The sequence below is a fragment of the Pseudomonas sp. FSL L8-0168 genome, assembly GCF_037976155.1.
In the GTDB taxonomy this organism is placed as follows: domain Bacteria; phylum Pseudomonadota; class Gammaproteobacteria; order Pseudomonadales; family Pseudomonadaceae; genus Aquipseudomonas; species Aquipseudomonas paracarnis.
Window position 1 is genome coordinate 5922569 of sequence record NZ_CP150262.1, and the last position, 20311, is coordinate 5942879.

A 20311-nucleotide genomic window follows, 5' to 3' on the forward strand; every position below is an offset into this window, starting at 1 on the left:
TAGCGCAAGCATCAGGCGCTGCGGTTGGTAAAGCTGTGCAGGGCTTTCTCGATGCATTGGGCGGTTTTGCCGAACGCCTGCACGGTGGTTTCCGAGAACGGCCCGCCGCCCTGGTCCGCCACGATCAGCATGACCACACGGCCGTTGCAGCTCAGTGAGCGCAGTAGCAGATGCTCGCCAATAAACAGACGACGCAGGATCGGTGGCAGCAATGCGGAAAACTGCGCATGGTTGTCGGGGTTCAGGCGTACCTGGGCGGACTTTTCCAGCAGGCGTTGCAGCAGTGTGCTGTTCACCACATCCAGGCTCAGGTGAGCCGCGTCCTTGGGCAGGCCGTCGGCCTGGTGTACACGCAAGGTGCTCAAGGCGCGATCTGCCATGAATATCAGTACCCGCTGCATGCCACTGGCGACCAGGGCTTCCTTGGCGCAAGTGGTCAGGTGCATGGCGTTGGCAAAGCGGCTCGGCTCCACCAGCAACTCGGTGCAGCGCGTGCGCCACACGGCCAAGGCTTCGGCCGTGGGCGGTGGTGCAGGCAGCAAGCCGCGATGGACTTTGTGCACATGCCACGGCCAGATCAGCGACAGCGCCGGGTGCCAGAGATCGGGCATCAAGGTGGTGCGAGCGCTGGTCACCGCTTGCTGGTGGGCTTGCTGTTGCACATCGCTCAATGGCGTTTGCAGGTACAGCGACGTCAGGTATTGCCAGCGCTCTGTGTGCGGGCAGGTCCAGGATTCCTGGGCCGACATCGCCAGGCCATTGGCCAGCAATACGGTATTGGCCGGCTGGTTCAGCCAGCGTCGCAGGTTGGGCTCGGCATCGAGCAATTGCTGGTGACGCAGGGCATCGTCTTGACGGGCAATGTGCAGCGCCTTGACCAGCAGGCGTTGCTCGGCCAACAGCAACTTGTAGCCCTGTGAAACCCAGATCGGCAGGTGCCAGGCTTCGGTCAGGCCCAGGCACAGGTCGAGCAAGCGCACGCCGAACAGCTGTTGCTCGACCTGGCGTGCCGATTGGCCTTTATGGATCACCCGCAACTCCCACTCTTCCAAAAGCTTGGGGTAGGCGACGGCCATCGGCCACAGTGGCGACAAAAACAGCAGGCTGCCCCAGTGGATGTCCTGCCACAACCGCGCCAGGCGACTGCCGAACAAACCGTTAGCTTGCTGGGATGCGTGCTGGCTGATTAGCAACAGTTGACGCAAGGCCACGGGGATTTCCCGGGCGGGTACCGAAGGCAGGCGCGCCAACAGCTCTTCGGCACGTTTGAGGCCAAGACGGTTAAGTGCGACTTCAAGGTTTTCCGCAGGTTCGGCCAGGCTGCCGTGGGCTTGGCTGTTGGCTTCGCGCATCACACTCAGCACCAGGGCCGGACTGTTTTGCATCAACTCAGCAATATCTCGCAATGAACTGCGGCTATCGCGAATAGCTTTGCACACGCGTTCGTGGCTGGCCTGGGGCACGGGCAGCAGCACGTCGTCCAGGCACTTGATCCAAGCGGCGAGGGTAGTGGGGCGGTTTGTTGGGGTTGTCGTTTCAATTGCCATGATTGGGGCGCGATCATCACTTGCGTTCAACACGCCCGGAACGGGCCGAATTGGCTTTTCGCCTTAACGGGCTATAGTCTGGCGCAGTTTTGCCGATAAGTAGAACAAGAGTTTTCTGCTGCACCCAATATGTCCATGAACCCGACGGCGCAAGTACCCCTCTCCTATGGCTAAAATTATCGGCATCATTGTCGTCATCGCAAGTGTGCTCGGAGGGTACGTCCTCTCCCACGGTAAAATCGCCGCACTGATCCAGCCTTTCGAAGTGCTGATTATCGGCGGTGCAGCGTTCGGCGCATTTTTGCAGGCCAACCCAGGCTATATGACCATGCACGTGGTCAAGAAGTCCCTGGGCATGTTCAGCTCGCGCTTCTCCCACACGTTTTATCTGGAAGTGCTGGGGCTGATCTACGAGATCCTCAACAAAAGCCGCCGCGAAGGCATGATGGCGATCGAAGGCGATATCGAAGACGCCGCGGCCAGCCCGATTTTTGCCAAGTACCCGGCCGTGCTCAAAGACGAGCGCATGACCGCGTATATCTGTGATTACCTGCGCATCATGTCCTCCGGCAACATGGCGCCCCACGAGCTGGAAGGCCTGTTCGACATGGAGTTGTTCAGCCTCAAGGAAGAGCTGGAGCATCCTTCCCACGCCGTGACCGGCATCGCCGACGGCATGCCCGGTTTCGGTATTGTCGCGGCGGTACTGGGTATCGTGGTGACCATGGCGTCCCTGGGCGAAGGCGATCAGGCGGCCATCGGCATGCACGTAGGTGCGGCGCTGGTGGGGACCTTCTTCGGTATTCTCGCCGCCTATGGTTTCTTCGGCCCGCTCGCCACCTCACTGGCCCACGATGCCAAGGAAGAGATCAACCTCTACGAAGCGATCAAGGCGTGCCTGGTGGCATCGGCGTCGGGCATGCCGCCGTCGTTGGCCGTGGAGTTCGGGCGCAAGGTGTTGTACCCGAAACACCGCCCAAGTTTCTCCGAGCTGGAACAAGCGGTTCGCGGTCGCTAAGCCATGGAAAACAACCAGCCGATCATCATCAAGCGCGTCAAGCGCTTCGCTGCGGGGCACCATGGCGGCGCCTGGAAAATCGCCTTCGCCGACTTTGCCACGGCGATGATGGCGTTCTTCCTGGTGTTGTGGCTGATGTCCACCGCTACGCCAGAACAGAAAATCGCCATCGCCGGCTACTTCAAGGACCCGATTGGCTTTTCGGAAAGCGGTACGCCGTTTGTCATTGACCTGGGCGGCTCGCCGGAACTGGCGCCCGAGCGCACCATCAACCCGGAAGTGCAAACTGAATCGCCTCAGGAAAAAATCCCGATCGAGCGCGACACTGTCGAATCCATGGCCGAGCAGGTCGAACAGGAGCGACTGGAACTGTTGCTGCAGGAATTGCAGAACAAGGTTGAAGAAAACCCACAGTTGCTGAAGTTCAAGGACCAGATTTCCTTCGAGATCACCCCCGAGGGGCTGCGCATCCAGATTACCGATGCCGCCAACCGGCCGATGTTCGACTCGGGCAGTGCGCGCTTGAAGCCGTACTTTGAAGACATCCTGCTGGCCATGGCTGACACCATCAAGGCGGTGCCCAACAAGATCAGCATCAGCGGGCACACCGACGCCAAACCCTACGCGGGCCAGGGTGATTTCGGCAACTGGGAGCTCTCGGCCAACCGCGCCAATGCTGCCCGGCGTGCGCTAGTGGCCGGCAGCTACCCGGACCCGCAAGTGGCGCGGGTGGTGGGCTTTGCCTCCTCGCAGCTGTTTGATCCCAAAGACCCGTACAACCCGGTCAACCGCCGTATCGACATCGTGGTGCTGACCAAAAAAGCCCAGCGTGCGATTGAAGGCGATCAACCACCGCTACCGGCACCGACCCAGGGCGACGGTGCGCCAGGCGAAGTGCCGGCCGACCCGAACGCGCTGCCTCCGGAGCAGGAACCGCTGCCAGCCCATGAGCTGCGCCAGAAGCTGAACCTGTTTGATGACGGGGGCGTCAAGGATCCTACGGCGCCTGCACCGGGGTCATAGTTGATCTAAGCGCTGGAAACGTAAACGCCCCGATCATTCGGGGCGTTTTCATGTGTGTTCAAAGTGGGAGGTACGCTTTGACACCACTGACTACGCCTCGCATGTCGTCGGCGCACAGGCGTGGGACGAAGTACTCTCGACCTTTGGAGCGAGTCTTTCTATGCAACTTGTCGAGGCGCTCAAAGCTGACGGTATAAATCATGTCGCACTTCACCCATAGCTCTTTATAGCCATCGGATTGAAGTGGATTGGTGCGTAGCAAATGGTGCCAGTCGTATTGGGTCGCTGGTGCAGTAGACGAGATTGGCACCACGGTGCAGAGCTTGCGACTGTGGGTCGCGGTAGGAGATATCACTACGACTTTGCGGATCTTCAGCATTTCCGGGGCGACAAAGCCTCGGGTGAAGTCACACAGCAAAACGTCGCCTTGTTTGGGGTGATAGTAGAGAGCCAAATGTTAATTCCCCGCAAAAAGCAAAGCCGCCCGAAGGCGGCTTCATTCGACACGCAGCGGAGCTTGCTTCGCCCCTTCTGCGCCGCTGGATCAACTCCGAAAAGGATCCAGACTCCTGCCAGCTTTCGCTGGTGACGGAGCAATTATGAGCATCAGGAAATCCGAATACAAGCTGGCATGTGCGTATCAGCCACCCAGTTGACTCGAATTCTTGATGCCTGCTCCTGTTAAATCAATGGGCTAGGGCTTTCAGCCCGCTGGTTTATGTGTATCAAGAAATTGACCGTCAATAGCTGCTCTCAGGCAAGCTCGCAATAATCGACCGATAGCTGTTCATCCGCTGCTGCTGCACGCGCCCATCTTCCAGTGCCTTGAGCAACGCACAACCCGGCTCGCGGTCGTGTTTGCAGTCGCGGAAGCGGCAGGTGCCGATCAGGTCGTTGAACTCGATGAAGCCCGCTTCCACATCGCTGCGGCTGACGTGGCCCAAGCCGAATTCACGGATACCCGGTGAGTCAATCAACTCGCCGCCGCCCGGGAAGTGGAACAACCGCGCGGTGGTGGTGGTGTGGGTGCCCTGGCCGGACAGTTCCGACAGCGGGCCCACGCGGGTTTCGACTTCAGGCAACAGGCTGTTGACCAGCGACGACTTGCCCACGCCTGACTGGCCGACGAACACGCTGATCCGCCCGTCCAACTGCTGTTGCAGTTGTTCCATGCCGTTGCCGTGGTGAGCCGACACTTCCAGCACCGGGTAGCCCAGGGTGCGGTAGACCGCCAGCAACGCATTGAGCGCCGGGGCGTTTTGCTCGTCGATCAGGTCGAATTTGTTCAGCAGCAGCAACGGGCGGATGCCAGCATGCTCGGCCGCGACCAAGTAGCGGTCGATCAGGTTGGCATGGGGCTCGGGCAGTGGCGCGAACACGATCACGATCATGTCGACGTTGGCCGCCACCGGCTTGAGCTGCCCACGGCTGTCGGGGCGGCGCAGCTCGGTACTGCGCGGCAACTGGGCGACGATGACGCCGATGCCCTGGTTGCCGGCACGCCACACCACCTTGTCGCCGGTGACCAGTGCGGGCAGGTTGGCGCGCAAGTGGCAACGGAACACCTGGCCCGCGAGTTCGCCTTCGAGCGCCTCGACTTCGACCTGCACACCAAAGTGCGCGATCACCAAGCCGGTTTGTTCGGGCCCCAGGTCGCCGCCCTCGAGCGCTTCCACGGCGGAGGATTCACGTTTGGCGGCGCGGGCGGCGCGTTCACCTTGAATCTTTTCGATGCGCCAGTTTTGGCGACGGTTGAGCTGGCGTTTGGCCATTGGTGTTCCGTGTCGATAATGCAAAAGTTGGGTAAAACGGTCGCGAGTCTAGCACGCCCCCGCCTGCTAAACTGCCCGGCTACGCCAAGGTGCCAAGAGAATCAAGCCATGCAAAACCCACAGAACCTGATTTGGATCGATCTGGAAATGACCGGTCTGAACCCCGACACCGACGTCATCATCGAGATGGCGACCATTGTCACCGACAGCAACCTCAACACCTTGGCCGAAGGCCCGGTGATCGCCATCCACCACAGCGACGCCGTACTCGCCACCATGGACGAGTGGAACACCCGCACCCACGGTAACTCCGGGCTGACCCAGCGCGTGCGCGACAGCCGCATCAGCATGGCCGAAGCCGAGGCCGAAACCATCGCCTTCCTGGAAAAATGGGTGCCCAAGGGCAAATCGCCGATCTGCGGCAACAGCATCTGCCAGGACCGTCGCTTCCTTTATACGCACATGAAGGGGCTGGAAAGTTATTTCCACTACCGCAACCTGGACGTGTCGACCTTGAAGGAACTGGCTGCGCGTTGGGCGCCGGAAGTCAAAGACAGCTTCCATAAAGGCAGCACGCACCTGGCGCTGGATGATATTCGCGAGTCGATTGCCGAGTTGCAGCATTACCGCAAGCATTTCATCAAGGCTTGATTCTACGGCGCCAGTGAAGGTGCCATCGCAGGCAAGCCAGCTCCCACATTTGGCTGCATTCGTAAATTCAAAGTGTGGGAGCTGGCTTGCCTGCGATACAGGCGACGCGGTTTATCGCCAAGTGCCCCCTTTTGGTGCCCTCGGCAAATGATTAGACTGCCGGCCTCTCTGTCAGGATCGCCATCATGTTGCTGATGCTCTACCTCGTCGCCATCACCGCCGAAGCCATGACTGGCGCCCTGTCCGCGGGGCGGCGTGGCATGGACTGGTTTGGCGTGGTGCTGATCGCTTGCGTGACAGCCCTGGGCGGCGGTTCGGTGCGCGATGTGTTGCTCGGCCACTACCCGCTGACCTGGGTCAAACACCCGGAGTACCTGGTGCTGACCTCCGTTGCGGCATTGGTGACGATCTTTATCGCGCCGTTGATGCGCCACCTGCGCTCGCTGTTCCTGGCGCTGGATGCGGTGGGGTTGGTGGCCTTCACCCTGATCGGCTGCATGACCGCCCTGGAAATGGGTCACGGTATGTTGGTGGCGTCGGTCAGCGGGGTCATCACCGGGGTATTCGGCGGCATCCTGCGGGATATCTTCTGTAACGACATCCCGCTGATCTTCCGCCGCGAGCTGTATGCCAGCGTGTCGTTCCTGGCTGCCTGGTTCTACTTGCTGTGCCTGTACCTGGAGCTGCCCAGCGAGCAAGCGATTCTGCTGACGCTGTTCAGTGGCTTCCTGTTACGCCTGCTGGCGATCCGGTTTCACTGGGAAATGCCCAAGTTCGTCTACAACGACGATGTGCACTAGCGCGCAGCGTGTTGCTCCAGCGCCCATTCCACGTGTTCGCGTACCAACTCCGACGGGTAGTCCCGCCGCGCCTTCAAGGCTTCCAGCACTGGAATGCTGGAGGGCGCATTACCCAGGCCCACCGCCAGGTTGCGCAACCAGCGCTCGTAACCGGCGCGGCGCAGGGGCGAGCCCTCGGTGCTGCTGAGGAATTTATCCTCGTCCCACATAAACAATTCGGCCAGTTCTGCGTTATCCAGATTGTGCCGTGGCTTGAAATCGCTTTCGGCGGTAGGTCGAGCGAAACGATTCCACGGGCAAACGATCTGACAGTCATCGCAGCCAAATACCCGGTTGCCGATCAGTGGGCGCAGATCTTCGGGGATGGCACTCTTGAGTTCGATGGTCAGGTACGAAATGCAGCGTCGCGCGTCCAGCACGTAAGGGCCAACGAAGGCGTTGGTGGGGCAGATGTCCAGGCACGCCGTGCAGCGGCCGCAGTGTTCTGTGGCGTGGGGTAGGTCTACCGGCAACGGTAGATCGACAAACAGTTCGCTCAGGAAGAAATAACTGCCGGCCTTGCGGTTGAGAACCAGGGTGTTTTTACCGATCCAGCCCAGGCCCGCTTGCTCGGCAATGGCTTTTTCCAGGACGGGCGCGCTGTCGACAAAGGCGCGAAAGCCGAACGGCCCGATCTGCGCCTGGATGCGGTCGGCCAGTTGCTGCACGCGCTTGCGGATCAGCTTGTGGTAGTCGCGGCCCAGGGCGTAGCGCGATATATAGGCTTTTTCCGGCTGGGCCAGTAGTTGCGCCATCTGGGTGTCGCCGGGCAGGTAGTCCATGCGCAGTGACACCACGCGCAAGGTGCCGGGCACCAGCTCGTCGGGGTGGGAGCGTTTGCTGCCGTGGGCGCCCATGTATTCCATCTCGCCGTGGTAACCCGCGTCGAGCCAGCGTTGCAGGTGCTGTTCATGCTCAGCCAGGTCGAGGCCGCTGATGCCGACTTGCTGAAAGCCCAGCTCGCGACCCCAGTCTTTGATCGATTGGGCGAGGGCGGGCAGATCGGAGGTAATAGCAGGCATGAGACACGGGAAACCACAGGTTAGATGCGTATAATTCTGCCAGACATCGGAGCTTGAAGACGCATGCCTCAGACAAAACACCCAATTACCGACGTTCAGCTGTTGTTGCCCGGCCATTTGCCGCAACTGGCTGCGCGTTCCCCGGACGCCCATAAGGGCCAATTCGGCCACCTGCTGGTCATCGGTGGTGACCGTGGCGTTGGCGGCGCGGCGTTGCTGAGCAGCGAAAGCGCCTTGCGCAGCGGCGCCGGCATGGTCTCGCTGGCGACGCGGCCGGAACACGTACCGGCCGCTCTGGCTCGGCTGCCGGAGGTCATGGCCGTCGGCGTGAGCTCGGCCAACCAGTTGATGGGCCTGCTGGAAAAAATCTCGGTGATCGTCATTGGCCCAGGCCTGGGCGATGCCGCCTGGGGCAAGAGCCTGTTGTCGGTCGCGGCCAATGCCAGCCAGCCGCAGGTGTGGGATGCCGATGCGCTCAATCAACTGGCCACTGGCAGCGTCGAGCTGCCGGCCAACTGTGTAATTACCCCTCATCCGGGCGAAGCTGCGCGTTTGTTGGGGCTCTCGACAGCCGAGGTTCAGGCTGATCGCCTTAAGGTGGCGCGCGCGTTGAGCCAAAGATTCAATGCCGTGACTATCCTCAAGGGTGCAGGCAGTTTGATTGCCAGCCCGGATGGGCGTGTGTCGCGGTGTGATCAAGGCCACCCGGCGATGGCAACAGCTGGGCTCGGTGATGTTTTGGCCGGTCTGGTCGGGGCACTATTGGCTCAGGGTATGCCCGCGTACGAAGCGAGCTGCCTGGCCGTGTGGTTGCACGCGACCGCCGGAGACCGCCAGGGCAGTTTTGGTCGCGGCTTGGCCGCCAGCGACCTGATGCCCGCCATTCGTCAATTGCTGGAGGAGCAGTCGCCGTGCCTGAAGTAATTCTTTTCCTGGCAGATGAAGAGGCCATGGTCGCGTTGGGTCAGCGTATTTCGCAGGTCACGCAAGGGGCCGGGTTGATCTTTCTCGAGGGCGACCTGGGCGCAGGCAAAACCACATTGTCCCGGGGGATTATTCGCGGCCTTGGCCATACCGGCGCGGTAAAAAGCCCGACCTTCACGTTGGTCGAGCCTTACGAGATCGGCGACGTGCGTGCTTTCCACTTCGACCTCTATCGCCTGGTCGATCCGGAAGAGTTGGAGTTCATGGGCATCCGTGATTACTTCGACGATGATGCGCTGTGCCTGATCGAGTGGCCAAATAAAGGCACAGGCTTTTTGCCAAAGCCGGACCTGACCATTACCATTACGCCGCATGAGCACGGACGTCAGCTGAAGTTGTTGCCCCAGAGCCCACGCGCTGAGTCGTGGTGTGCTGCTCTGGCATTGGAATTCAAATAATTGGTGGGGTTAGGTATGCGCTTTCGCGCGTTGGTTGCTGTCGTGGGGGTGTTGCTTGCGGCAATGACTGTCAATGCTCTGGCTGCTTCACAGGTGAAAAGTGTTCGCCTGTGGCGAGCGCCGGATAACACGCGACTGGTGTTCGACCTGTCTGGCCCGGTCCAGCACAGCGTCTTTACCTTGACGGCGCCTGATCGCCTGGTGATCGATATCAACGGTGCCAGCCTGGCCGCGCCGCTGAAAGTCTCCACCGCCAACACGCCCATTACCGCCATGCGCTCGGCCCAGCGTACGCCGACCGACCTGCGTGTGGTCATCGACCTGAAAAAGGCCGTAACCCCCAAAAGCTTCTCCCTGGCCCCCAACGCCCAGTACGGCAACCGCCTGGTGGTCGACCTGTTCGACAACCCCGCCGACGCCGCACCGCCGCCTGCGCCAACGCCGAGCGTGGCGACGGTGCCTGCGGTGCCGGTCAACCCTTCGCAACCCCAGGTCAAGCTGCCACCACCGCCGCCTGCCCCTGCAGGCAAGCGCGACATTATCGTGGTGATCGACGCCGGCCATGGTGGCGAAGACCCTGGGGCTTCCGGCTCCCGCGGCCAGCATGAGAAAGACGTGGTGCTCGCCATCGCCCGTGAACTGCAGCGCCAGGTCAACGGCATGAAAGGCTACCGCGCCGAGCTGACCCGTACCGGTGACTACTTCATTCCGTTGCGTGGCCGTACCGAAATTGCCCGTAAGAAGGGCGCTGACCTGTTCGTGTCCATTCACGCCGACGCCGCGCCTTCAACCGCTGCCTTTGGCGCCTCGGTATTTGCCCTGTCGGATCGCGGCGCTACCTCCGAGACTGCGCGCTGGCTGGCCGACAGTGAAAACCGTTCCGACTTGATCGGCGGGGCCGGCAACGTCTCCCTTGATGACAAGGACAAGATGCTCGCAGGCGTACTGCTCGACCTGTCGATGACCGCCTCGCTGACCTCCAGCCTCAACGTGGGCCAGAAAGTCCTGAGCAATATCGGCCGCGTGACCTCGCTGCACAAGCAGCGCGTAGAACAAGCCGGGTTCATGGTGTTGAAATCGCCGGATATCCCGTCGATCCTGGTGGAAACCGGGTTTATCTCCAACGCCAACGAAGCGTCGAAACTGGCCAGCGCCAGCCACCAGCAAGCGCTGGCGCGCTCCATCAGCGCCGGTGTGCGCCAGTTCTTCCAGCAGAACCCGCCGCCGGGCACCTATATCGCCTGGCTGCGCGACTCCGGCAAAATCGCCCAGGGCCCGCGTGACCATCGTGTGCAGCCCGGTGATACCGTCGCCATGCTGGCGGTCCGTTTCCAGGTCACGCCTGCAGCCTTGCGCAGCGCCAATAACCTGAAAACCGACGAGTTGAAGATCGGCCAGGTGTTGACCATCCCCGGCACCTCATTGGCGGCGCAGTGATGAGCGAATCCACCTTGAACAGCGGCTCGCGCATTGAATTGCTCAGCCCGCGCCTTGCCAACCAGATCGCTGCGGGTGAGGTGGTTGAGCGCCCGGCGTCGGTAATCAAGGAGTTGCTGGAAAACAGCATCGACTCCGGCGCCAAACGCATTGATGTCGATGTGGAGCAGGGCGGCGTCAAGCTGCTGCGGGTACGTGACGATGGCAGTGGCATCTCTTCGGATGACCTGCCCCTGGCCCTGGCCCGTCACGCCACCAGCAAAATCCGCGACCTGGAAGACCTGGAGCGGGTCATGAGCCTGGGCTTTCGTGGTGAGGCCCTGGCCTCCATCAGCTCCGTGGCCCGCCTGACCCTGACCTCCCGCACCCGCAGCGCCGAGCAGGCCTGGCAGGTGGAAACCGAAGGCCGCGACATGGCGCCTCGGGTCCAGCCGGCGGCGCACCCGGTGGGTACCTCAGTGGAAGTGCGCGACCTGTTTTTCAATACCCCGGCGCGGCGCAAATTCCTCAAGGCCGAGAAAACCGAATTCGATCACCTGCAAGAAGTCATCAAGCGCCTGGCCCTGGCCCGTTTCGACGTGGCCTTTCACCTGCGCCACAATGGCAAGACCATCCTCAGCCTGCACGAAGCCAACGACGACGCCGCGCGTGCTCGGCGGGTGGCAGCGGTGTGTGGCAGCGGGTTCCTGGAACAGGCGCTGCCGATTGAGATCGAGCGCAATGGCTTGAGGTTGTGGGGCTGGGTCGGGTTGCCGACGTTCTCCCGCAGCCAGGCCGACTTGCAGTATTTTTTTGTGAACGGCCGGGCGGTCCGCGACAAACTGGTGGCCCATGCGGTACGCCAGGCTTATCGCGATGTGCTGTTCAACGGGCGACACCCGACCTTTGTACTGTTCTTTGAGGTTGACCCTTCGGTGGTCGACGTCAATGTGCACCCGACCAAGCATGAGGTGCGCTTCCGTGACGGGCGCATGGTGCATGACTTCCTGTATGGCACGCTGCACCGTGCCCTGGGTGATGTGCGCCCGGATGATCAATTGTCGGCGCCGATCGTCACCGCGGTGGTGCGCCCGAGCGGTCCCGAGGCCGGTGAGTTCGGGCCGCAAGGTGAAATGAGCCTGGCGGCCAACCTGCTGCAATCGCCGCAGGCGCAGCCAGCCTACACGGCGCCGAATTCGGGTGCCGGTGCGGGTTATCAGTACCAATACACACCGCGCCCGCAATCGACGGCGCCGGTGGCCGAAGCCCAGGCGGCGTACCGTGAGTTTTTCGCGCCGTTGCCGGGTGCCGAGCCGGGTGCTGCTGTGGCGTTGCCCGAAGGCGGCGGTGATATTCCGCCGCTGGGCTATGCCCTGGCGCAGCTCAAAGGCATTTATATCCTCGCCGAAAACGCCCATGGCCTGGTGCTGGTGGACATGCACGCTGCCCATGAACGGATCATGTACGAGCGCCTGAAGATCGCCATGGCCAGCGAAGGCCTCAGCGGCCAGCCGCTGCTGGTGCCCGAATCCCTGGCGGTGAGCCAGCGTGAAGCCGACTGCGCAGAAGAACATCACAGTGTGTTCCAGAAGCTGGGCTTCGAACTGCAACGCCTGGGCCCGGAAACCCTGGCGATCCGCCAGATTCCCGCGCTGCTCAAGCAGGCCGAGGCCAACCGCCTGGTGGCCGACGTACTGGCAGACCTGATGGAGTACGGCACCAGTGACCGTATCCAGGCGCATATCAACGAATTGCTCGGCACCATGGCCTGCCACGGCGCCATCCGCGCCAACCGCCGCCTGGCCCTGCCGGAAATGAACGGCCTGCTGCGCGACATGGAAAACACCGAGCGCAGCGGCCAATGCAACCATGGCCGACCGACCTGGACCCAGATGGGCCTGGATGATCTGGACAAACTGTTCTTGCGCGGCCGCTGATGAGTGCCTTGCCCCCCGCCATTTTCCTGATGGGCCCCACGGCCGCCGGCAAGACCGACCTGGCCATCGAGCTGACCAAGGTGCTGCCCTGCGAGTTGATCAGCGTCGACTCTGCCCTGGTTTACCGGGACATGGATATCGGTACGGCCAAGCCGTCGAAGGCGCTGTTGGCCCAGTATCCGCACAAGTTGATCGACATCATCGATCCGGCGCAGAGCTATTCGGCGGCGGATTTTCGCACCGACGCCCTGGCGGCCATGGCCGAGATCACCGCGCGCGGCAATATCCCGCTGCTGGTGGGCGGCACCATGCTCTACTACAAGGCGTTGCAGGAAGGCCTGGCCGATATGCCGCCTGCCGATACCCAGGTGCGCGCCGAACTTGAAGAAGAGGCTGCGCGCCTTGGCTGGCAGGCCCTTCATGATCAGTTGGCGGCGGTAGATCCGGTGTCTGCGGCACGTATTCACCCCAATGACCCCCAGCGGCTCACACGCGCCCTGGAAGTCTGGCGCGTCAGTGGCCAGACCATGACTGAACATCGGCTGAAACAAAGTGCGCAAAGTACTGATGCAGGCGCATCTGGACAGTCACAATTGCCCTATACTGTGGCGAATCTGGCCATCGCTCCGGCAGATCGTCAGGTGCTGCATGAACGAATTGCACAAAGATTCACAATTATGTTGGAACAGGGGTTTGTGGACGAGGTCGTAGCACTGCGTTCAAGAGGTGACCTGCATGCAGGGCTGCCTTCGATACGTGCTGTAGGCTACCGCCAAGTCTGGGATCATCTGGATGGCAAGCTGACGTCAGCCGAAATGCAGGAGCGCGGCATCATCGCCACGCGCCAGTTGGCGAAGCGCCAGTTCACCTGGCTGCGCAGCTGGAGCGATTTGCACTGGTTGGACAGCCTGGACAGCGACAATCTGTCACGCGCCTTGAAATACTTGGGAACGGTCTCCATATTGAGCTGAGTCCTTGCAATTGCCGTCTATCCTTGGGGGTGTGACGGCCATAAGCTATCTATTTTCCGATTTTTTATTATTGATCCTTAAAGGAGTGCGGCACATGTCAAAAGGGCATTCGCTACAAGACCCTTACTTGAATACTTTACGTAAAGAGAAAGTTGGGGTTTCCATCTATCTGGTCAACGGCATCAAGCTGCAAGGTACGATCGAGTCGTTCGACCAATTCGTTATCCTGCTGAAAAACACCGTCAGCCAGATGGTTTACAAGCACGCTATCTCGACAGTCGTTCCAGTTCGTCCAATCCGTCTGCCTAGCGCAGCCGGTGATGAACAGGGTGACGCTGAGCCAGGTAACGCCTGATAGGAGTCTCCTTTGTTCTTTGAGCGCCACGGTGGTGGTGAGCGAGTAATCCTCGTTCACTTGGATGGACAGGACCCTGAGGCGCGCGAAGATCCGCAGGAGTTTCAGGAGTTGGCAAATTCGGCCGGCGCCGAGACCGTTGCGTTTTTTAACGTACCGCGTCATCGGCCAACCGCCAAATACCTGATTGGCAGCGGCAAGGTCGAGGAACTGCGCGACCTGGTTCATGCCGAAGAAGCCGATCTGGTGATCTTCAATCACACCCTCACGCCCAGTCAGGAACGTAACCTCGAACGTGTTTTCGAGTGTCGCGTGATCGACCGTACCGGCCTGATTCTCGACATTTTCGCCCAGCGCGCCCGTACCCATGAAGGCAAGCTCCAGGTCGAACTGGCCCAGCTTGATCACATGAGCACCCGCCTGGTTCGCGGCTGGACTCACCTTGAGCGTCAGGGTGGCGGTATCGGCATGCGTGGCCCGGGTGAAACCCAGTTGGAAACCGACCGGCGTCTGCTGCGGGTTCGCCTGCGCCAGATCAAGGGCCGCCTGGAAAAAGTGCGCAGCCAGCGCGAGCAGTCGCGACGTGGCCGTTCCCGTGCGGATATCCCTACGGTGTCGTTGGTGGGCTACACCAACGCCGGCAAATCCACGCTGTTCAATAACGTGACCAAGTCGGATGTGTACGCGGCCGACCAACTGTTCGCCACCCTCGACCCGACCCTGCGGCGTCTGGACATCGACGACCTGGGGCCGATTGTGCTGGCCGATACCGTGGGTTTCATTCGTCACCTGCCCCACAAGCTCGTCGAGGCATTTCGGTCTACGCTCGAAGAGTCGAGCAATTCCGACTTGCTGTTGCACGTGATCGATGCGGCCGAACCGGATCGCATGTTGCAGATTGAACAGGTCATGGTGGTGCTGGGCGAGATTGGTGCCCAGGACTTGCCGATCCTCGAGGTCTATAACAAACTCGATTTGCTTGAAGGCGTTGAGCCACAGATCCAGCGCGACGAGAACGGCAAGCCCCAGCGGGTCTGGTTGTCGGCGCGAGATGGCAGTGGCTTGGAGTTGCTGGAACAAGCCATTGCCGAATTGCTCGGCAGCGATTTGTTCGTCGGCACCTTGCGCTTGCCGCAGCGTTTTGCTCGACTGCGTGCACAGTTTTTCGAGTTGGGCGCTGTACAGAAAGAAGAACACGACGAAGAAGGTGTCAGCTTGCTGGCCGTTCGATTGCCACGCTCGGAACTCAATCGGCTGGTCAGCCGAGAGGGTGTTGTACCGGCAGAGTTTATCGAACAACACACTTTGCAATAAAAGCCTGAGAAAGCGGTTGTGCCGCAGTAGCAGGCATTCTGTAGCATTGGTCGGCGCGCCGTGGGTGCGTCTTTGCTTTATCAGATGGAGAGCGCTATGGCTTGGAATGAGCCGGGTGGCAACTCGAATAATCAGGATCCTTGGGGTGGTAAGCGCCGCAATAACGGCGACCGCAAGGGGCCACCGGATCTCGACGAGGCCTTCCGAAAGCTGCAGGAAAGCCTGAATGGGTTGTTCGGTGGTGGAAAAAAACGTGGTGGTGACGACGGCGGTCGCACAAGCAAGGGCGGTGGCTATGGCCTGCTGGGCCTGGGTCTTGTCGTGCTCGCGGCCGTATGGCTGTACAGCGCGGTCTACGTGGTGGACGAGCAGGAGCAAGCCGTGGTGCTGCGCTTCGGCAAGTACTACGAGACTGTCGGGCCAGGCCTGAACATCTATTTCCCGCCGATCGACAAGAAGTACATGGAGAACGTGACGCGTGAGCGTGCGTACACCAAGCAGGGCCAGATGCTGACCGAAGACGAGAACATCGTCGAAGTGCCGCTGACCGTGCAGTACAAGATCAGCAACCTGCAAGACTTCGTGCTGAACGTTGATCAGCCGGAAATCAGCCTGCAACACGCAACCGAAAGTGCCCTGCGCCACGTGGTGGGTTCCACCGCCATGGATCAGGTGCTGACCGAAGGTCGTGAGTTGATGGCCAGCGAAATCAAGGAGCGTCTGCAACGGTTCCTCGATACCTATCGCACTGGTATTACCGTCACTCAGGTGAACGTACAGAGCGCAGCGGCACCGCGTGAAGTGCAGGAAGCCTTTGACGACGTGATCCGTGCCCGTGAAGACGAGCAGCGTTCGCGCAACCAGGCTGAAACCTATGCCAACGGCGTTGTGCCGGAAGCCCGTGGTCAGGCCCAGCGCATCCTTGAAGATGCCAACGGTTACCGCGATGAAGTGGTCTCCCGCGCCAAGGGTGAGGCAGATCGTTTCACCAAGCTGGTCGCCGAGTACCGCAAGGCTCCTGAAGTGACCCGCGAGCGTCTGTACCTGGACACCATGCAGGAAGTCTTCAGCAACACCAGCAAGGTTCTCGTGACCGGCAGCAAAGGTGGGCAGAACAACCTGCTGTACCTGCCGCTGGACAAGATGATCGAAGGTGGTCGTAGCGGCGCCAGTGCACCGTCCACCGGTTCGAATGCCGCTGCCAACGAAGCGAGTGCCCGTGCGGCCGCTGACTTGCTGCAACAGCAAACACGTACCAGGGAGAGCCGTTGATGAGCAATAAATCGCTGACCGCCCTGATTGTGGGCGTCGTCGTGGTCATCGCTGCCTGGAACTGCTTCTACATCGTCGCTCAGACCGAGCGTGCGGTGCTGCTGCAATTCGGTCGCGTGGTCCAGGCGGATGTCCAGCCGGGCCTGCATGTGAAAGTCCCCTACGTCAACCAGGTGCGCAAGTTCGACGCCCGCCTGATGACCCTGGATGCACCGACACAGCGCTTCCTGACCCTGGAAAAGAAAGCCGTGATGGTTGACGCCTACGCCAAGTGGCGCGTCAAGGATGCCGAGCGCTTCTACACCGCGACTTCCGGCCTCAAGCAGATTGCCGACGAGCGTTTGTCCCGTCGTCTGGAATCGGGGCTGCGTGACCAGTTTGGTAAGCGCACCCTGCACGAGGTGGTATCCGGTGAGCGTGATGCGCTGATGGCTGACATCACCCGTTCGCTGAACACCATGGCGGAAAAAGAGCTGGGTATTGAAGTGGTCGACGTTCGCGTCAAGGCCATTGACCTGCCCAAGGAAGTGAACCGCAGCGTGTTCGAGCGTATGAGCACCGAGCGTGAGCGTGAAGCGCGTGAGCACCGCGCCAAGGGTAACGAGTTGGCTGAAGGTATCCGTGCCGATGCCGACCGTCAGCGTCGTGTACTGCTGGCAGAAGCCTACCGTGAGTCTGAAGAGGCGCGTGGTGATGGCGATGCTCAAGCCGCGGCGATTTACGCCAAGGCCTATGGCCAGGATCAGGAGTTCTACGCGTTCTACCGTAGCCTGCGTGCCTACCGTGAAAGCTTCGCGAACAAAACCGACGTACTGGTGCTGGACCCAAGCAGCGACTTCTTCCGCTACCTGGAAAAGTCCAAGTAACCAGCCCGTGATTCTGTAAGGCGCACTCCGTCGGGCGGCTAAAATGCCTGGCGGGGTGATCCTTTCAGAAAACGGGTGTATGATGCGGCAGCCGGGAAATTCCCGGCTTTTTTGCGTCTGCATGTTTGATTCGGCAGGCGTGACAGGTTTTTCGAGGAAAGTGCCCGACGAGGCCGTTTGCAGGCCGTTCGTCACGTCGCTCTTGCGCGTGGTTTATGCAAGGGGCGGGTATTTTCTGCTTCACTCAAGGCTCGGCCGAGGGCTGGCCGCCCGGATCAAAGGGGAATGGCGTAATGGCAACGGTAGACCGCTGGCTGCTGCCAGATGGCATCGAAGAAGTACTGCCACCAGAAGCTGCGCGCATTGAAGTAGCGCGTCGCCAGGTGTTGGATCTGTTCCAGAGCTGGGGTTACGAGTTTGTCGTGACTCCCCATATCGAGTACCTGGAATCCCTGCTGACCGGCGCGGGCCAGGACCTGGATCTGCGCACCTTCAAGGTCATCGACCCGCAATCGGGCCGACAAATGGGGTTCCGTGCCGACATCACGCCGCAAGTGGCGCGCATCGATGCGCACACCCTGCGTCGCGAAGGCCCGAGCCGCCTGTGCTACGCCGGCAGCGTACTGCATGCCCAGCCACGTGCGTTGTCGTCCTCCCGTAGCCCGATCCAGTTGGGCGCCGAGTTGTACGGCGATGCCAGCCCGAGCAGCGATGTTGAAGTGATCAGCCTGATGCTGGCCATGCTGCAACTGGCGGATGTGCCGGATGTGCACATGGACCTGGGCCACGTCGGTATCTACCGTGGCCTGGCGCGCGCTGCCGGGTTGTCCGGTGAAGTGGAGCAACAGTTGTTCGATGCCCTGCAGCGCAAGGCGATCGATGAAGTGATCGCCCTCACCGAGGGTGTGCCTGCTGAGCTGGCTGGCATGCTGCGCGCGCTGGTAGACCTGTGCGGCGGCCGTGAAGTGCTGGTGGCTGCGCGTGAGCGCCTGGCCAATGCGCCGGCACCGGTATTGGCGGCACTGGATGATGTGCTGGCGATTGCCGAGCGCTTGTCGGCACGGTTCCCGCAGCTGCCGCTGTATTTTGATCTGGGTGAATTGCGCGGCTACCACTACCACACCGGTGTGGTGTTCGCGGTGTTCGTTCCGGGTGTTGGCCAGGCCATCGCCCAAGGTGGTCGCTATGACGATATCGGCGCCGACTTCGGTCGTGCGCGTCCGGCCACTGGTTTTTCCACCGATTTGAAAACCCTGGTGACCCTGGGGCGTGCTGAGGTCGAGCTGCCGTCTGGTGGCATCTGGATGCCCGACAGTACGGACGCAGCGCTCTGGCAGCAGGTTTGCCAGTTACGCCGTGAGGGTCAGCGTGTAGTCCAGGCCTTGCCTGGGCAGCCATTGGCCGCCGCCCGTGAAGCGGACTGCGACCGGCAATTGATTCAGCAGAACGGGCTTTGGCAAGTATCGCCACTGGCTTCTTGAGTTTTCCTGCCGGCCATCGCCGGCACCAAGTTTGCGCGAATGAGGACAAGTGTTATGGGTAAGAATGTCGTAGTCCTGGGCACCCAATGGGGTGATGAGGGCAAAGGCAAGATCGTTGATCTGCTGACCGAACATGCTGCCGCCGTAGTGCGCTACCAAGGTGGCCACAACGCTGGCCACACCCTGGTCATCGATGGCGAAAAAACCGTCTTGCACCTGATCCCGTCGGGTGTCCTGCGCGAAGGCGTGCAGTGCCTGATCGGCAATGGCGTGGTGGTCGCACCTGACGCCCTGCTGCGCGAGATCACCAAGCTGGAAGAGAAAGGCGTACCGGTGCGCGAGCGCCTGCGTATCAGCCCGTCCTGCCCGCTGATCCTGTCCTTCCACGTTGCGCTGGACCAGGCCCGTGAAAAGGCGCGTGGCGAGCTGAAGATCGGCACCACCGGTCGCGGCATCGGCCCGGCCTACGAAGACAAGGTCGCACGTCGTGGCCTGCGTGTGGGCGACCTGCTCAACATGCCGCGCTTTGAAGACAAACTGCGTGAACTGGTGGATTACCACAACTTCATGCTGGTGGGTTACTACAAAGAGCCGGCCATCGAGTTTGAAAAGACCCTGGCCGAGTGCAAGGAATACGCTGAGCTGCTCAAGCCGCTGATGCTCGACGTGACGGCCGAGCTGCACGACCTGCGTCGCGCTGGCAAGGACATCATGTTCGAAGGTGCCCAGGGTTCGTTGCTGGACATCGACCACGGTACCTACCCGTACGTGACCAGCTCCAACACCACCGCTGGCGGCGTTGCGACCGGTTCTGGCGTTGGCCCGATGTTCCTGGATTACATCCTGGGCATCACCAAGGCCTACACCACTCGCGTAGGTTCGGGCCCGTTCCCGACTGAGCTGTTCGACGACGTCGGTGCGCACCTGGCCAAGCAAGGTCACGAATTCGGCGCCACCACTGGCCGTGCTCGTCGTTGCGGCTGGTTCGATGCCGTTATCCTGCGTCGCGCTATCGATGTGAACAGCATCTCGGGCATCTGCCTGACCAAGCTGGACGTACTCGACGGCCTGGAAACCATCAACATCTGCACCGGCTACAAAGATGCTGAAGGTAACGACGTTGCTCCGACCGATGCTGACAGCTACGTGGGCCTGCAGCCTGTGTACGAAGAAGTGCCGGGCTGGACTGAATCGACCGTGGGCGCCAAGACCCTGGAAGAGCTGCCAGCCAACGCTCGTGCTTACATCAAGCGCGTCGAAGCGCTGATTGGTGCACCGATCGACATTATTTCGACCGGCCCGGACCGCAACGAGACCATCGTTCTGCGTCACCCGTTCGCGTAATAAGCTGTTGATGTAAAAAGCAAAGGGCTCCTTCGGGAGCCCTTTGTCGTTTCTGCCTGGCAAACGGCACGACCCTTGCTGTGTTTCCCTCTTTCGAGGTG

19 protein-coding genes are annotated in these 20311 nt (G+C 60.9%); 15 read left to right on the forward strand and 4 right to left on the reverse strand.

Going from position 1 to position 20311, the window contains the following annotated elements; genetic code table 11:
• Window positions 1-11 precede the first annotated feature (11 nt).
• Window positions 12-1547, reverse strand: a complete 1536-nt coding sequence (locus MHH62_RS27085; protein WP_339232167.1) for an HDOD domain-containing protein — start codon at window positions 1545-1547, stop codon at window positions 12-14.
• Window positions 1548-1713: 166 nt separating this feature from the next.
• Here MHH62_RS27085 and motA point away from each other — a divergent pair, with 166 nt between their 5' ends.
• Window positions 1714-2565 carry a flagellar motor stator protein MotA gene (gene motA, locus MHH62_RS27090; RefSeq protein ID WP_003188041.1) on the forward strand — a complete coding sequence of 284 codons (852 nt, stop codon included), beginning with the start codon at window positions 1714-1716 and terminating at the stop codon, window positions 2563-2565.
• Window positions 2566-2568: 3 nt separating this feature from the next.
• On the forward strand, window positions 2569-3588 hold the full coding sequence (gene motB / locus MHH62_RS27095) for a flagellar motor protein MotB (protein WP_014716660.1): 1020 nt from the start codon (window positions 2569-2571) through the stop codon (window positions 3586-3588).
• A gap of 58 nt (window positions 3589-3646) precedes the next feature.
• Here motB and MHH62_RS27100 read toward each other — a convergent pair whose 3' ends face one another.
• Together MHH62_RS27100 and rsgA are read right to left on the reverse strand one after the other, a co-directional pair.
• Window positions 3647-4042 carry a type II toxin-antitoxin system PemK/MazF family toxin gene (locus MHH62_RS27100; protein WP_014716661.1) on the reverse strand — a complete coding sequence of 132 codons (396 nt, stop codon included), beginning with the start codon at window positions 4040-4042 and terminating at the stop codon, window positions 3647-3649.
• Window positions 4043-4328: 286 nt separating this feature from the next.
• Window positions 4329-5360, reverse strand: coding sequence for a small ribosomal subunit biogenesis GTPase RsgA (rsgA, locus tag MHH62_RS27105; RefSeq protein ID WP_003188044.1), 1032 nt, complete (start codon window positions 5358-5360; stop codon window positions 4329-4331).
• A gap of 108 nt (window positions 5361-5468) precedes the next feature.
• Here rsgA and orn point away from each other — a divergent pair, with 108 nt between their 5' ends.
• Both orn and MHH62_RS27115 read left to right on the forward strand, forming a co-directional pair.
• On the forward strand, window positions 5469-6011 hold the full coding sequence (orn, locus tag MHH62_RS27110; protein WP_003171343.1) for an oligoribonuclease: 543 nt from the start codon (window positions 5469-5471) through the stop codon (window positions 6009-6011).
• A 182-nt stretch (window positions 6012-6193) separates the two neighbouring features.
• Window positions 6194-6811 (forward strand): trimeric intracellular cation channel family protein, encoded by a 618-nt coding sequence (locus MHH62_RS27115; protein WP_169913170.1) that lies wholly within the window; start codon window positions 6194-6196, stop codon window positions 6809-6811.
• On the opposite strand, the gene queG is transcribed toward MHH62_RS27115, so the two are convergent.
• Window positions 6808-7872, reverse strand: coding sequence for a tRNA epoxyqueuosine(34) reductase QueG (gene queG / locus MHH62_RS27120; RefSeq protein ID WP_020301632.1), 1065 nt, complete (start codon window positions 7870-7872; stop codon window positions 6808-6810). The genes MHH62_RS27115 and queG overlap by 4 nt on opposite strands.
• Before the next feature lie 63 nt (window positions 7873-7935).
• Between queG and MHH62_RS27125 the strand changes: the two genes are divergently transcribed.
• From MHH62_RS27125 to MHH62_RS27175, 11 genes are all read left to right on the forward strand, one after another.
• Window positions 7936-8796 carry an NAD(P)H-hydrate dehydratase gene (locus tag MHH62_RS27125; protein ID WP_339232168.1) on the forward strand — a complete coding sequence of 287 codons (861 nt, stop codon included), beginning with the start codon at window positions 7936-7938 and terminating at the stop codon, window positions 8794-8796.
• Window positions 8784-9254, forward strand: coding sequence for a tRNA (adenosine(37)-N6)-threonylcarbamoyltransferase complex ATPase subunit type 1 TsaE (tsaE, locus tag MHH62_RS27130; protein WP_014716665.1), 471 nt, complete (start codon window positions 8784-8786; stop codon window positions 9252-9254). Before MHH62_RS27125 ends, tsaE begins: the two co-directional genes overlap by 13 nt.
• Before the next feature lie 15 nt (window positions 9255-9269).
• Window positions 9270-10691, forward strand: a complete 1422-nt coding sequence (locus MHH62_RS27135) for an N-acetylmuramoyl-L-alanine amidase (RefSeq protein WP_003188054.1) — start codon at window positions 9270-9272, stop codon at window positions 10689-10691.
• A 14-nt stretch (window positions 10692-10705) separates the two neighbouring features.
• The gene (mutL, locus tag MHH62_RS27140; RefSeq protein ID WP_166406390.1) at window positions 10706-12607 is read left to right on the forward strand and encodes a DNA mismatch repair endonuclease MutL; all 1902 of its coding nucleotides are present in this window, start codon (window positions 10706-10708) and stop codon (window positions 12605-12607) included.
• Window positions 12607-13578 carry a tRNA (adenosine(37)-N6)-dimethylallyltransferase MiaA gene (miaA, locus tag MHH62_RS27145; RefSeq protein WP_032904044.1) on the forward strand — a complete coding sequence of 324 codons (972 nt, stop codon included), beginning with the start codon at window positions 12607-12609 and terminating at the stop codon, window positions 13576-13578. Before mutL ends, miaA begins: the two co-directional genes overlap by 1 nt.
• 94 nt (window positions 13579-13672) lie before the next feature.
• Window positions 13673-13933, forward strand: coding sequence for an RNA chaperone Hfq (hfq, locus tag MHH62_RS27150; RefSeq protein WP_003188059.1), 261 nt, complete (start codon window positions 13673-13675; stop codon window positions 13931-13933).
• Window positions 13934-13945: 12 nt separating this feature from the next.
• Window positions 13946-15247, forward strand: a complete 1302-nt coding sequence (gene hflX / locus MHH62_RS27155) for a ribosome rescue GTPase HflX (RefSeq protein WP_003188061.1) — start codon at window positions 13946-13948, stop codon at window positions 15245-15247.
• Between the two features lie 96 nt (window positions 15248-15343).
• A complete protein-coding gene (gene hflK, locus MHH62_RS27160) occupies window positions 15344-16519 on the forward strand; it encodes an FtsH protease activity modulator HflK (RefSeq protein ID WP_003188062.1) in 1176 nt (391 codons plus the stop codon).
• Window positions 16519-17385: a protease modulator HflC gene (hflC, locus tag MHH62_RS27165; RefSeq protein WP_003188064.1), complete on the forward strand. Its 867-nt coding sequence runs from the start codon at window positions 16519-16521 to the stop codon at window positions 17383-17385. Before hflK ends, hflC begins: the two co-directional genes overlap by 1 nt.
• A gap of 293 nt (window positions 17386-17678) precedes the next feature.
• Entirely contained in the window at window positions 17679-18866 is a 1188-nt protein-coding gene (locus MHH62_RS27170) for an ATP phosphoribosyltransferase regulatory subunit (protein WP_014716668.1), read from the forward strand.
• Window positions 18867-18920: 54 nt separating this feature from the next.
• Window positions 18921-20210, forward strand: a complete 1290-nt coding sequence (locus MHH62_RS27175) for an adenylosuccinate synthase (RefSeq protein ID WP_003188067.1) — start codon at window positions 18921-18923, stop codon at window positions 20208-20210.
• Window positions 20211-20311 lie beyond the last annotated feature (101 nt).

Bases quoted from the DNA above. Each gene is read 5' to 3' on its own strand.
- MHH62_RS27085 (WP_339232167.1), bottom strand. From the start codon at position 1,547: ATGGCAATTGAAACGACAACCCCAACAAACCGCCCCACTACCCTCGCC.
- motA (WP_003188041.1), top strand. From the start codon at position 1,714: ATGGCTAAAATTATCGGCATCATTGTCGTCATCGCAAGTGTGCTCGGA.
- motB (WP_014716660.1), top strand. From the start codon at position 2,569: ATGGAAAACAACCAGCCGATCATCATCAAGCGCGTCAAGCGCTTCGCT.
- rsgA (WP_003188044.1), bottom strand. From the start codon at position 5,360: ATGGCCAAACGCCAGCTCAACCGTCGCCAAAACTGGCGCATCGAAAAG.
- orn (WP_003171343.1), top strand. From the start codon at position 5,469: ATGCAAAACCCACAGAACCTGATTTGGATCGATCTGGAAATGACCGGT.
- queG (WP_020301632.1), bottom strand. From the start codon at position 7,872: ATGCCTGCTATTACCTCCGATCTGCCCGCCCTCGCCCAATCGATCAAA.
- MHH62_RS27125 (WP_339232168.1), top strand. From the start codon at position 7,936: ATGCCTCAGACAAAACACCCAATTACCGACGTTCAGCTGTTGTTGCCC.
- MHH62_RS27135 (WP_003188054.1), top strand. From the start codon at position 9,270: ATGCGCTTTCGCGCGTTGGTTGCTGTCGTGGGGGTGTTGCTTGCGGCA.
- miaA (WP_032904044.1), top strand. From the start codon at position 12,607: ATGAGTGCCTTGCCCCCCGCCATTTTCCTGATGGGCCCCACGGCCGCC.
- hfq (WP_003188059.1), top strand. From the start codon at position 13,673: ATGTCAAAAGGGCATTCGCTACAAGACCCTTACTTGAATACTTTACGT.
- hflK (WP_003188062.1), top strand. From the start codon at position 15,344: ATGGCTTGGAATGAGCCGGGTGGCAACTCGAATAATCAGGATCCTTGG.
- hflC (WP_003188064.1), top strand. From the start codon at position 16,519: ATGAGCAATAAATCGCTGACCGCCCTGATTGTGGGCGTCGTCGTGGTC.
- MHH62_RS27170 (WP_014716668.1), top strand. From the start codon at position 17,679: ATGGCAACGGTAGACCGCTGGCTGCTGCCAGATGGCATCGAAGAAGTA.
- MHH62_RS27175 (WP_003188067.1), top strand. From the start codon at position 18,921: ATGGGTAAGAATGTCGTAGTCCTGGGCACCCAATGGGGTGATGAGGGC.